This is a genomic window from Enterobacter vonholyi (genome assembly GCF_008364555.1).
GTDB classification, from domain to species: Bacteria; Pseudomonadota; Gammaproteobacteria; order Enterobacterales; family Enterobacteriaceae; genus Enterobacter; species Enterobacter vonholyi.
On record NZ_VTUC01000038.1, the window covers coordinates 190,126 to 202,484 of the forward strand.

At 55.0% G+C, this 12,359-nt stretch carries 13 protein-coding genes and 1 other annotated feature; of the genes, 4 read left to right on the plus strand and 9 right to left on the minus strand.

What is annotated here, in order from left to right; genetic code table 11:
• Nucleotides 1-152 precede the first annotated feature (152 nt).
• Nucleotides 153-1,583 carry an alanine/glycine:cation symporter family protein gene (locus F0319_RS21515; protein WP_149367736.1) on the plus strand — a complete coding sequence of 477 codons (1,431 nt, stop codon included), beginning with the start codon at nucleotides 153-155 and terminating at the stop codon, nucleotides 1,581-1,583.
• A gap of 66 nt (nucleotides 1,584-1,649) precedes the next feature.
• Nucleotides 1,650-2,423 carry a peroxide stress protein YaaA gene (gene yaaA / locus F0319_RS21520; protein ID WP_149367737.1) on the plus strand — a complete coding sequence of 258 codons (774 nt, stop codon included), beginning with the start codon at nucleotides 1,650-1,652 and terminating at the stop codon, nucleotides 2,421-2,423.
• A 32-nt stretch (nucleotides 2,424-2,455) separates the two neighbouring features.
• Here yaaA and F0319_RS21525 read toward each other — a convergent pair whose 3' ends face one another.
• The 7 genes from F0319_RS21525 to yjjY form a co-directional block, all read right to left on the minus strand.
• Complete coding sequence (locus F0319_RS21525) at nucleotides 2,456-2,752, minus strand: DUF2502 domain-containing protein (protein ID WP_149367738.1); 297 nt, start codon at nucleotides 2,750-2,752, stop codon at nucleotides 2,456-2,458.
• A gap of 246 nt (nucleotides 2,753-2,998) precedes the next feature.
• The gene (gene thrC / locus F0319_RS21530) at nucleotides 2,999-4,285 is read right to left on the minus strand and encodes a threonine synthase (protein WP_069720140.1); all 1,287 of its coding nucleotides are present in this window, start codon (nucleotides 4,283-4,285) and stop codon (nucleotides 2,999-3,001) included.
• 3 nt (nucleotides 4,286-4,288) lie between these two features.
• Complete coding sequence (thrB, locus tag F0319_RS21535; RefSeq protein ID WP_048225593.1) at nucleotides 4,289-5,218, minus strand: homoserine kinase; 930 nt, start codon at nucleotides 5,216-5,218, stop codon at nucleotides 4,289-4,291.
• A 1-nt stretch (nucleotide 5,219) separates the two neighbouring features.
• On the minus strand, nucleotides 5,220-7,682 hold the full coding sequence (gene thrA, locus F0319_RS21540) for a bifunctional aspartate kinase/homoserine dehydrogenase I (protein WP_149367739.1): 2,463 nt from the start codon (nucleotides 7,680-7,682) through the stop codon (nucleotides 5,220-5,222).
• 24 nt (nucleotides 7,683-7,706) lie between these two features.
• Nucleotides 7,707-7,824: a sequence feature (Thr leader region), on the minus strand.
• The gene (thrL, locus tag F0319_RS21545; RefSeq protein WP_015572623.1) at nucleotides 7,763-7,831 is read right to left on the minus strand and encodes a thr operon leader peptide; all 69 of its coding nucleotides are present in this window, start codon (nucleotides 7,829-7,831) and stop codon (nucleotides 7,763-7,765) included. (Overlaps the previous feature by 62 nt.)
• A 211-nt stretch (nucleotides 7,832-8,042) precedes the next feature.
• A complete protein-coding gene (locus F0319_RS21550) occupies nucleotides 8,043-8,729 on the minus strand; it encodes a tRNA/rRNA methyltransferase (protein WP_111964081.1) in 687 nt (228 codons plus the stop codon).
• Between the two features lie 399 nt (nucleotides 8,730-9,128).
• The gene (gene yjjY / locus F0319_RS21555; RefSeq protein ID WP_085928893.1) at nucleotides 9,129-9,269 is read right to left on the minus strand and encodes a YjjY family protein; all 141 of its coding nucleotides are present in this window, start codon (nucleotides 9,267-9,269) and stop codon (nucleotides 9,129-9,131) included.
• 95 nt (nucleotides 9,270-9,364) lie between these two features.
• Here yjjY and arcA point away from each other — a divergent pair, with 95 nt between their 5' ends.
• Complete coding sequence (arcA, locus tag F0319_RS21560; RefSeq protein WP_003856501.1) at nucleotides 9,365-10,081, plus strand: two-component system response regulator ArcA; 717 nt, start codon at nucleotides 9,365-9,367, stop codon at nucleotides 10,079-10,081.
• Between the two features lie 46 nt (nucleotides 10,082-10,127).
• Here arcA and creA read toward each other — a convergent pair whose 3' ends face one another.
• Nucleotides 10,128-10,601: a protein CreA gene (gene creA, locus F0319_RS21565; RefSeq protein WP_032660778.1), complete on the minus strand. Its 474-nt coding sequence runs from the start codon at nucleotides 10,599-10,601 to the stop codon at nucleotides 10,128-10,130.
• A gap of 211 nt (nucleotides 10,602-10,812) precedes the next feature.
• On the opposite strand from creA, the gene robA reads away from it, so the two are divergent.
• Nucleotides 10,813-11,682 (plus strand): MDR efflux pump AcrAB transcriptional activator RobA, encoded by an 870-nt coding sequence (gene robA, locus F0319_RS21570; protein ID WP_111964082.1) that lies wholly within the window; start codon nucleotides 10,813-10,815, stop codon nucleotides 11,680-11,682.
• Here the strand turns inward: robA and gpmB are convergent.
• The gene (gpmB, locus tag F0319_RS21575; protein ID WP_008502057.1) at nucleotides 11,679-12,326 is read right to left on the minus strand and encodes a 2,3-diphosphoglycerate-dependent phosphoglycerate mutase GpmB; all 648 of its coding nucleotides are present in this window, start codon (nucleotides 12,324-12,326) and stop codon (nucleotides 11,679-11,681) included. The genes robA and gpmB overlap by 4 nt on opposite strands.
• Nucleotides 12,327-12,359: the final 33 nt, after the last annotated feature.

Here is a 12,359-nt window from a genome sequence, read left to right on the forward strand (position 1 = left end):
ATGATAACACGACGGAGGGGTAGCGCAACCGCAGACAGTGCGCTTAGGTAGAGTATGGTAAACTCGGAATATTAACAGGCTGCTAAGCAACAGCATGCCCAATCAGTGGTAGCGCTTACATATTCACTTTGGCATCAACAAGAGGGACGTTAATGCCTGATTTCTTTTTCTTTATTAACGAAGTCCTGTGGGGTTCGATAATGATTTACCTGCTTCTGGGAGCAGGTATTTGGTTTACGCTACGCAGTGGGTTCATCCAGTTTCGTTATATTCGCAAGTTTGGCAGAAGTCTGAAAAACAGCGTCACGCCTCAGCCAGGCGGATTAACGTCGTTTCAGGCACTCTGTACCAGCCTGGCGGCACGCCTCGGCAGCGGGAATATGGCGGGCGTTGCGCTGGCCATCAGCGCCGGTGGGCCAGGCGCTATCTTCTGGATGTGGGTGACGGCGCTTCTCGGGATGGCCACCTCCTTTGCCGAAAGTTCGCTCGCCCAGCTTTATAAAGAGAAAGATAAAAACGGCCAGTTTCGCGGTGGTCCAGCCTGGTACATGGCGCGTGGCTTAGGGATGCGCTGGATGGGTGTCCTATTCTCGCTTTTTTTACTGCTCGCGTACGGCCTTATTTTTAATACCGTCCAGGCGAACTCGGTCGCCAACGCCCTGCGCTATGCCTTCTCCTGCCCCGAGTGGCTCGCGGGTCTCGCTTTAGCCGTCGTCGTTCTGCTTACCATCTCAGTCGGTCTCAAGGGCATCGCCCGTCTGATGCAGTGGCTGGTGCCCATTATGGCGCTGCTCTGGGTTGCCGCGAGCCTGTTCGTTGCCGCCCTGCATCTCGACCAGGTGCCGGGCGTGATTGCGACCATCGTCAAAAGCGCCTTTGGCTGGCGCGAAGTGGCCTCCGGGGCGCTGGGCTACACATTCAGTCAGGCGCTGATGGCGGGTTTTCAGCGAGGAATGTTCTCTAATGAGGCCGGTATGGGATCAACCCCCAATGCGGCTGCTGCCGCCTCTTCCTGGCCGCCGCACCCGGCCGCGCAAGGCATTGTGCAGATGATTGGTGTCTTTACCGATACCATTATTATCTGTTCCGCCAGCGCCATGATTTTGCTGCTGGCAGGCCCCGTACCGCATTCCTCAGGAACTGCCGGAATACAGCTTCTCCAGCAGGCGCTGGTAAACCTGACCGGCGGCTGGGGTTCAGGGTTTGTCTCGCTAATCCTGGTTTTGTTTGCCTTCAGCTCGATAGTGGTGAATTACCTTTACGCCGAAAATAACCTTATTTTCCTGAAGCTCGACTCCCGCGCCGCAATCGGAACTCTGCGTCTGGGGGTCATCCTGATGGTGATCGCAGGCTCCCTGCTCAGTATGCCGCTGGTCTGGCAGCTGGCCGATATCATTATGGCGCTGATGGCGATCACTAACCTCACGGCAATCCTGCTGCTCTCGCCCGTTGTGACCCTGATTGCCAGAGACTATCTGCGCCAGCGCAAACTCGGCGTTCCGCCGGTATTTGATCCCGCCCGCTATCCCGATATTAAGGCGCAGCTTGCCCCCGGCACGTGGGATGATTTGCCGCGGCAATAACAGCTATCGATCAATTCAGGGCGATTTTTTGCTAAAGTCGCTCTAAATTTCCTGCAAGGACTGGATATGCTGATTCTGATTTCACCTGCAAAAACGCTCGACTACCAGAGCCCGCTCGCTACAGAGCGCTATACTCAGCCTGAACTGCTGGACTACTCGCAACAGCTGATCCGCGATTTGCGTAAGCTCTCTGCGCCGCAAATCGCCTCGCTGATGAGCATCAGCGACAAGCTGGCAGACCTTAACGCGACCCGCTTTCACGAGTGGCACCCAGATTTCACCCCGGCTAACGCTCGCCAGGCGATTCTGGCATTTAAAGGCGATGTCTATACTGGCCTGCAGGCGGAAGATTTTAGCGAAGCCGACTTCGATTTTGCCCAGCAGCATCTGCGCATGCTGTCGGGTCTGTACGGCGTACTGAGACCGCTGGACCTCATGCAGCCGTATCGTCTGGAGATGGGGATTCGTCTGGAGAATGCCAGAGGCAAAGACCTGTACCATTTCTGGGGTGATATCATCACCGATAAGCTGAATGCGGCGCTGCGCGCGCAGGGCGATAACGTGGTGATTAACCTGGCATCCGATGAATACTACAAGTCGGTGAAGCCGAAAAAGCTGGATGCGGAGATTATCAAACCGGTGTTCCTCGACGAGAAGAACGGTAAGTTCAAAGTGATCAGCTTCTACGCCAAGAAAGCGCGCGGTCTGATGAGCCGCTACATTATCCAGAACCGCCTGACGAAGCCGGAGCAGCTAACCGCCTTCAACAGCGAAGGCTATTTCTTTGACGAAGAAGCGTCAGGGAGAGGCGAGCTGGTGTTTAAGCGCCACGAGCAGTAAAAACAACCCCCGCCGGCTGGCGGGGTTTTGCATTAGTGGTGTTTCCAGTCCGGGCCCGGACGATGATCGTCATGGCGACGGTCGTCATGATGGTGGTCACGCTCGCGATGCTCATCATGTGGACGCCAGTGGTTATCGCGCCAGTCATAATGCGCCTTCCACCACTCGTGGTCGCGCCAGCGGCCACCGTCCCAGTAGTGCCCGTTATTATCCCGATCGCCAATCTGCAGTTTGACCGCAGGTACGAGGGTGATTTCGGATGCCTGTACCGCCATGGGAGCGACCAGCATCAGTGAAAGCGCAATCAGCACAGGTTTCAGTGTAGACATCGGTGACTCCTTATTATCTTTGCCCAACGTGGGCCGATGTAAGGAGATTACGCGAGGGAAACGGGGGATGTTATTCTCTGCAATCCTAATCGCTAAGTGACCGCATTTATTGGGAATTTCTGCTTTTTCCCTGCTATTTTCCTCCTTAATTTCTCCATAAAAAAAGCCGGGTAGTGGCTACACCTTACCCGGCCTACGTTCTGAGCTGTTGTAGGTCGGGTAAGGCGAAGCCGCACCCGACAAAAATTATGCTCGGGACATCATCAGCTTACGCAGCGCGGCAAAGTCTGCCGGCAGTTCATGGGACAGCAGCGGCAGGTCGGCACGCTCGGCCAGCTCTTTCGGCAGCGGCAGCGTTTCGCCCAGGATTGCCTCCACGCTCTCTTTGAACTTCGCCGGATGCGCGGTGCCCAGGAACAGGCCATATTCACCCGGGTTAAGCTGGTCGCGCAGCGCGCGGTAGGCAATCGCCGCGTGCGGTTCAGAGGTATACCCGACCGCCTTCAGCTCGCGCATGGTGGATTTGGTAGTTTCATCCGTCACCGCGGCATAGCCCAGGTCGCCCAGACGCCAGATCTTACGGCGGAACAGCTCTTCCACGCGCGGCCAGTTGTTCGGCTGAGACACATCCATCGCATTGGAGAGGGTCGCCTGCGTGGCGTTCGGCGCCCACTTCCCGTCTTTCAGGAAGCGCGGCACGGTGTCGTTGGCGTTGGTCGCGGCGATAAAGCGTTTCACCGGCAGACCCAGGGATTTTGCCAGCAGGCCCGCCGTCAGGTCACCGAAGTTACCGCTCGGCACGGAGATCACCAGCTGGTTGCGCGCTTCCTGCGGCAGCTGCGCCACCGCTTCGAAGTAGTAGCAGATCTGCGCCAGCAGACGGCTGATGTTGATGGAGTTCGCAGAGTTAAGACCCAGAGCTACCTTCAGCTCTTCGTCGTCGAAGGCCTGCTTGACCAGCGCCTGGCAGGCATCGAAATCACCGTCAATTGCCACGGTTTCAATGTTGCCGCCGAGGGTGCAGAACAGTTTCTCCTGCAGCGGGCTGATTTTGCCTTTCGGATAGAGGATCACCACGCGTACGTTTTTCAGGCCGTAAAACGCGTGTGCCACCGCCGCGCCGGTATCGCCGGAGGTTGCGGTCAGGATGGTCACCGGTTTGTCACCGCTGATGTGCGTCAGCATCTGCGCCATAAAGCGGCCGCCGAAGTCTTTAAACGCCAGGGTTGGGCCGTGGAACAGCTCCAGACAGCCCACGTCAGGCTCAACCTGCTGAACCGGCGCCGGGAACGCGAATGCCGCACGCACGCGCTCTTCCAGCAGCTCCTGCGGAATTTCATCGCCGATAAACGCGGACAGAATTTTGGTGCTGCGGGTGACAAAATCCTGCTTCAGCAGGTCATCAATCTCGGTCAGCTGGAATTCCGGCAGGTCATGCGGGAAAAACAGCCCCTGATTTTTGCCCAGTCCCTGAGTCACCGCCTGCGCGAAGCTGACCTGCTCGTTATGATCTTTAAGGTTGTAGAGTTTCATTAATTATCCCAGTACTCGTGCGCCAGCCGTGTCCAGACGGCAAATATGAACAAAGCCTTCCTGATTTTGCAGGTAGTGTTTAGAGAGCCAGTCCGCCACGCGCTGCGCAGTGTCTGCCTTGTCGCACAGGGCGAACAGCGTCGGGCCGGAGCCGGAGATGCCGCACGCCTGCGCGCCGATATCCATTGATGCCTGTCGCGCCTCGTTAAAGCCGGGTAGCAGCTTCGTGCGGTACGGCTCGGCAATGACGTCCTTCATCAGTTTTGCCGCCAGCTGCGGCTGACGGGTGTAGCAGGCGTGGATAAAGCCCGCCAGATGACGCCCGTGGGCGATACAGTCCTGACGACGATATTGCGCGGGCAGGATCGCACGCGCTTCCGCGGTAGAGACCTTAATGCCCGGATAGGCCAGCACCCACAGCCACTCATCAAACCCTGGCACCTGCTGGCTGATGATGCCATTTTCTTCGATCATCAGCTGCATGCCGCCGAGGAAGCACGGCGCCACGTTGTCATAGTGAATGCTGCCGGAGATACGCCCTTCCAGCTCGCCCATTAAGCCCAGCAGGCGGTTGTTGTTCAGCGGCTTGCCGCAGTGCTCATTCATTGCCACCAGAGCAGCGACCACCGAACAGGCGCTGGAACCCAGCCCCGAGCCAATCGGCATACTTTTTTCCAGCGTCATAGCGACCGGCACGTTTTTACCGATCTCCTGACAGAAGCGTTCCCAGCACTGATAGACGATGTTCTCGCGCGGGTCGGACGGTAGCTTGCTGGCGAAGCGGCCCACGTTATTCAGGCTGAAGCTGTCTGCCGCTTCCACCGTAACCGTATCGCCCAGCAGCGAACCATCCACCGGCGTCACCGCCGCACCCAGCACGTCAAATCCGACGCTCATATTCGCGCTGGAAGCCGGGGCATAAACTTTGACCATGTTAAACTCCTAACTTCCATGACAGGGTACGCAGCAGATCGGCAAACACACCCGCCGCCGTAACATCGTTCCCTGCGCCATAGCCGCGAAGCACCAGCGGCAGTGGCTGATAATAGTGGCTGTAAAACGCGAGAGCGTTTTCGCCGTTTTTGACTTTGTACAGCGGGTCGTTGCCATCCACTTCGGCAATCTTCACCCGGCACACGCCATCTTCTTCAATGTTGCCAACATAGCGCAATACCTTACCTTCATCACGGGCTTTCGCAACGCGCGCGGCAAACGCGTCGTCAAGCTGCGGCAGTCTGGCCATAAAGGCGCTGACGTCACCGCTGCTGTCAAATTCTTCCGGCAGGACCGGTTCAATCACGATATCAGAAAGCTCAAGCTCCCGGCCCGTTTCACGGGCGAGGATCAGCAGCTTACGCGCCACATCCATACCGGAGAGATCGTCACGCGGATCCGGCTCGGTGTAGCCCAGCTCGCGCGCGGCGCGGGTGGCTTCGGAGAGGCTCATCCCTTCATCCAGCTTGCCGAAGATAAACGACAGCGAGCCGGAGAGAATGCCGGAGAAACGCTGCAGTTCATCACCCGCGTTAAGCAGGTTCTGCAGGTTTTCGATAACCGGCAGACCAGCCCCAACGTTGGTGTCGTAAAGGAACTTGCGGCGCGACTTGCTCGCCGCCAGACGCAGCTGGTGATAGTAATCCATCGACGAAGTGTTGGCCTTTTTGTTCGGCGTCACCACGTGGAAACCTTCGCGCAGGAAGTCGGCGTACTGGTCGGCGACCGCCTGGTTCGAGGTACAGTCGACGATGACCGGGTTAAGCAGATGGTACTCTTTCACCAGACGGATCAGGCGGCCCAGGTTGAACGGCTCTTTCGCCTCGTTCATCTCTGCCTGCCAGTTTTCCAGGTTAAGGCCGTGGACGTTGGTAAGCAGCGCTTTGGAATTCGCAATCCCGCAGACGCGCAGGTCGATGTGTTTCTTCTTAAGCCACGCCTGCTGACGCTTCACCTGCTCCAGCAGCGCGCCGCCTACGCCACCCACGCCAATCAGGAACAGCTCGATGACCTGATCGGTGTTGAACAGCATCTGGTGAACCACGCGAACGCCGGTGGTGGCGTCATCATTGTCCACGACAACAGAAATTGAACGCTCCGACGAGCCCTGGGCAATTGCCACGATGTTGATATTGGCGCGCGCCAGCGCGGCAAAGAACTTGGCTGAGATACCGCGCAGCGTGCGCATGCCGTCGCCTACCACGGAGATAATCGCCAGACGCTCCTGAATGGAGAGCGGCTCGAGCAATTCTTCTTTAAGCTCCAGATAGAACTCTTCCTCCAGCGCGCGGCGGGCGCGCAGGCAGTCAGCCTGCGGCACGCAGAAGCTGATGCTGTACTCGGAAGAGGATTGGGTGATCAGCACCACCGAAATACCGTTGCGGGACATGGCCGCAAATACGCGCGCTGCCATGCCGACCATCCCTTTCATCCCAGGGCCGGAGACGCTGAACATCGCCATATTGTTGAGGTTGGAGATGCCTTTCACCGGCAGACCGTCTTCATCGGTACTCGCGCCAATCAGCGTACCCGGCGCCTGCGGGTTACCGGTGTTTTTAATCAGGCAAGGGATCTGGAACTGGGCAATCGGGGAGATGGTACGCGGGTGAAGCACTTTGGCGCCGAAGTAGGAAAGCTCCATCGCTTCCTGGTACGACATCGACTTCAGCAGCCTGGCGTCCGGAACCTGGCGCGGGTCGCAGGTATAGACGCCGTCGACGTCAGTCCAGATCTCACAACAGTCCGCGCGTAAGCAGGCGGCCAGCACGGCGGCGGAGTAGTCGGAACCGTTACGGCCCAGCACCACCAGCTCGCCCTTCTCGTTACCGGCGGTAAAGCCTGCCATCAGGATCATGTGGTCAGCGGGAATTTTGCTGGCGGCGATACGGCGGGTTGATTCGGCAATATCAACGGTGGATTCGAGGTAGTGGCCCACCGCAAGCAGTTTTTCAACGGGATCGATCACGGTCACGCTATGGCCGCGCGCTTCCAGCACGCCGGCCATAATGGCGATAGAGAGTTTTTCACCGCGACAAATCAGCGCCGCGTTGATGCTGTCCGGACACTGGCCGAGGAGGCTGATGCCGTGCAGAACGTGTTTGATTTGCGCAAATTCCTGCTCAACGAAGGACTTCAGCTGAGCGTGCGGGAAGCCAGGCAGCGCCTCTGCCAGCCCTTGCAATAAGTCAGCGAAGATACGCTCTGCGTCGCTGATGTTCGGGAGTGCGTCCTGGCCACCGATGGTTTTTTCGATCATCGCCACCAGATGGTTCGTGATTTTTGCCGGGGCAGAGAGCACGGTCGCAACCTGCCCCTGCCTGGCGTTGCTTTCCAGGATATCGGCAACACGCAGAAAACGTTCTGCATTTGCCACTGATGTACCGCCGAACTTCAACACTCGCATGGTTCTACCTCGTTTCCTTTAGCCGAAAAAAAAGCCCGCACTGTCTAGGTGCGGGCTTTTTTTTGTTTTTCCTGTACGCGTCAGCCCGCATCGTTACCAGTGGTAATGATGATGGTTGTGGTAATGGTGGTGATGCTGATGCGTTTCATGGATGTTGTGTACTCTGTCATTATTATCTGTCTGTGCTGTATTCTTTTAGGGTTAAAGGATCGGGCTCGTTAAGTCAACGAATTTTTAATTTGATCACAATCCGGAAGACTCTCACGTCCCGCTGCGTGCAGATTTATTTTCATCCGATTCCCCCAGATGCAACCCATACAGACAGACTTATTCGCCATAGTAAAAACTTATGGCAGTATTTTACTCGGCCAATTTTTTTTCAATATCATGCAGCAAACGGTGCAGCATTGCGGTGTCCCGCTGCTCAAGACGTCCCAAACGCTGCTGCAGCCAGTCAGCCATTTTTTGATCGTCAGCTACTTCCAACTGCGTTAACAGTTGCTCAACGCGTGCGCGCAGCGCAGCCAGCTGATTTTCATCTGCCCTTTCAGCCTGAGGCTGGGGAATTTGTATTAGGGAGGCTAATTGATAGCAGTACACCATGACCGCCTGGCCCAAATTCAGGGAAGGATAATCGGCCACCATCGGCGCACCGGTGAGCACGTCCGCCAGTTCCAGCTCCTCGTTGGTTAATCCGGAATCTTCACGACCAAATACCAGCGCCGCTTTCTCCAGCCACTGGCTTTTCTCTTCCAGCATCGGCACCAGCTCCGCTGGCGTCGCATAGTAGTGGAACTTAGCCCGACTGCGCGCCGTGGTTGCAACGGTAAACGAAATGTCGTGCAACGCGTCGGCAAGCGTCGCGTAAGTAGTTATATTATCGAGAATATCTCCCGATCCGTGCGCCACCCAACGCGCGGCTGGCTCCAGATGGGCCGTGCTGTCCACAATGCGCAAATCGGTAAAACCCATGGTCTTCATGGCACGCGCCGCTGCGCCTATATTTTCTGCTCTGGCTGGGGCAACCAGTACAATCGACAGATGCATTTATGCTCTCTTTTTAATCAGTTAGCCGGTAAAAATGTGATGCACTTCAACATATTACGCAGCGCGAATTTACAAAATTGCAACACAAATCACCGAAATAGCGTTTCATAACAAATTAAAAACGCTAAACTATTCTGTGTCTGAACAATCAGTTAGAATGTTAATAGAACACCATTATCCCCATGTTTTATAATGATAATGGCAGCATGAATACCCTATTCTGATTGGATTCGCTTCGTTTATAAATCAATGTCCGCAACTAGTTGGTTTATTGAAAAATTGTGACAAAGGCTAGCATTCAGCTACGATGATTTCATCAAACTGTTAACGTGCTACAATTGAACTTGATATATGTCAACGAAGCGTAGTTTTATTGGGTGTCTGGTGTCACTTAGCCTGTTATGTTGCTGTTAAAATGGTTAGGATGACAGCCGTTTTTGACACTGTCGGGTCCAAAGGGAAAGTACCCAAGACCAAGCTAATGATGTTGTTGACGTTGATGGAAAGTGCATCAAGAACGCAATTACGTACTTTAGTCACGTTAAGCCGATCATGTTAATTTGCGACATGCATCAGGCAGGTCAGGGACTTTTGTACTTCCTGTTTCGATTTAGTTGGCAATTTAGGTAGCAAACATGCAGACCCCGCACATTCTTATCGTTGAAGACGAGTTGGTAACACGCAACACGTTAAAGAGCATTTTCGAAGCAGAAGGCTACGATGTCTTTGAAGCGACCGATGGCGCAGAGATGCATCAGATCCTTTCTGAAAATGATATCAACCTGGTGATCATGGATATTAACCTGCCGGGCAAAAACGGTCTTCTTCTGGCGCGCGAACTGCGCGAGCAGGCGAACGTCGCGTTAATGTTCCTGACGGGCCGTGATAACGAAGTTGATAAAATTCTTGGCCTGGAAATCGGTGCGGATGACTACATCACCAAGCCGTTCAACCCTCGCGAGTTAACCATTCGTGCACGCAACCTGCTGTCCCGCACCATGAACCTGGGTACTGTCAGCGAAGAGCGTCGTAGCGTAGATAGCTACAAATTCAACGGCTGGGAACTTGATATCAATAGCCGCTCGCTGATTAGCCCTAACGGTGAGCAGTATAAACTGCCGCGCAGTGAATTCCGCGCGATGCTGCACTTCTGCGAAAACCCGGGAAAAATTCAGTCCCGTGCAGAACTGCTGAAGAAAATGACCGGCCGTGAGCTGAAGCCGCACGACCGTACCGTAGACGTCACCATCCGTCGTATTCGTAAACATTTCGAATCTACGCCAGATACGCCGGAAATCATTGCCACCATTCACGGCGAAGGGTACCGTTTCTGCGGCGATTTGCAGGAATAATCCCGCAGTTAATGCATTAAAAAACGGCGCTTATGCGCCGTTTTTTTTATTCCCGCCAGGGCATAATCGGCACCGCGCTGATCGCGTTTTTCGGTGACCCTTCCACCACTTTGTCAGAATAGGCCAGGTAGGCCAGCGTATTGCGTTTGGCATCGTAGAAACGCACAACCTGCAGCTTTTTGAACACCAGCGAGGTCCGTTTCTGGAATACCACGTCGCCCTGCGCTTTGCCGTTTTTAATTTTGTCGCTCAATTCAACCGGGCCCACCTGCTGACATGAGATCGCCGCATCGGAGGTATCTTCCGCCAGCCCCAGTCCGCCTTTGATGCCGCCCGTTTTCGCGCGGCTGACATAGCAGGTGACGTTTTTCACGTCCGGATCGTCAAACGCCTCCACCACGATTTTGTGGTCCGGGCCAAACATTTTGAACACGGTATCGACGGAACCAATCTGTTCCGCCTGCGCGACGCGTCCAACCATCAACATCAGCGCGGTGAAGATCAAAGTCTTGTATTTCATATTGTTACCATTCTTTAAAATTACACTGAGCAATTATTCAACACTTTAGACAAAAATGTAGCAAGATCACAGGATTAGAATATATCTGCCTGTAATGTGCTCGAAAAAGCATGAATGCGCAAAAAAAACACTGAATGCTAAAACATCAAAAAATGCTATTATCCGCTAACCTGTTATCAGGCACCTGCTGTTTTAAGGATGAGGATAGTATATGGATCAGGCTGGAATTATTCGCGACCTGCTCACCTGGCTGGAAGGTCATCTCGACCAGCCTTTGTCACTGGATCATGTGGCGGCTAAAGCAGGCTATTCCAAGTGGCATCTGCAAAGGATGTTCAAGGATGTCACCGGTCATGCTATCGGGGCCTATATTCGCGCACGTCGTTTATCAAAATCTGCTGTAGCATTGCGCCTCACCGCGCGGCCGATTCTGGATATTGCCCTGCAATATCGTTTCGATTCACAGCAGACATTCACCCGCGCCTTTAAAAAACAGTTCTTGTTGACGCCAGCGCTTTATCGTCGCTCGCCTGACTGGAGCTCGTTTGGCATGCGTCCGCCGCTGCGTCTGGGCGAGTTCGCAATGCCGAAGTACGACATTATTACACTGCCGGAAACCCATCTGATCGGCACTACGCAGAGCTACTCCTGTTCACTGGAGCAGATTTCTGAGTTCCGACATCAGATGCGCGTCCAGTTCTGGCGCGACTTCCTGAGCCACGCGCCGGCGATCCCGCCTATCCTGTATGGCCTCAACGAAACGCACCCAAGCCAGGAAAAAGACGACGAGCAGGAGGTGTTCTACACCACCGCGCTGACGCCAGAGATGGCCAACGGGTATATTCAGGGTTCGAAGCCTGTCGTGCTGGAAGGCGGCGAGTATGTGATGTTCGCCTATGAAGGACTGGGAACGGGGGTACAGGAGTTTATCCTGACCGTTTACGGTACCTGCATGCCAATGCTGAATCTGAATCGCCGTAAAGGTCAGGACATTGAGCGCTACTACCCGGCGCAGGATGCCAAACCGGAAGAAGGCCCAATTAATCTGCGTATGGAATTTTTGATTCCAATACGTCGTTAACGCTGCAGTTCGTCAAGCGCAGGGGCATCGAGATGCGAAATGTCCCCTGCCATCTCCACGACCCAACCTGACGCCAGCCACGCGCTTTCCTGATAATCAATTCGGGAAATGGAGCAGTTACGCAGACGCAAACGGCGCTCAGCGTAAGCAGGTAATCCCAGAATGGTGCTCACCAGGCATCCCAACGCAATCCCATGACTCACCAGCAGCGGACGGCTTCCCGCCGGAAGCTTCAGGCATTCCGCCAGTGCGGCATGCATACGGACGCTGAGCTCCTGCATGGATTCGCCCTCAGGAATACGGCCATCTTCGGTACCGTTCACCAGCGTGCGGCGCCAGCCCTCTTCCGTTTCCGTCAGCGTATCGATATGGCGTTTTTCCAGCACGCCCATATCCAGCTCGCGCAGGCGCGGCTCCAGCATGACGTCACAGCCGCAGGCGTCTGCAATGATGCGCGCCGTCTGCTGTGTGCGACCTAAATCGCTGGTAATGACGTGGGTAATGCCCAGCGTTCGGGCGCGTTCTGCCACCTGCCACGCTTGCTGCACGCCCTTCTCTGTAAGAGGACTGTCTGACTGGCCTTGAATACGTCGCTCGGCGTTCCACTGCGTTTCACCGTGGCGAACAAGGTATACCTGTAACATGCTTTTTTTCCGTTATACTGCGATGAGTTTTTT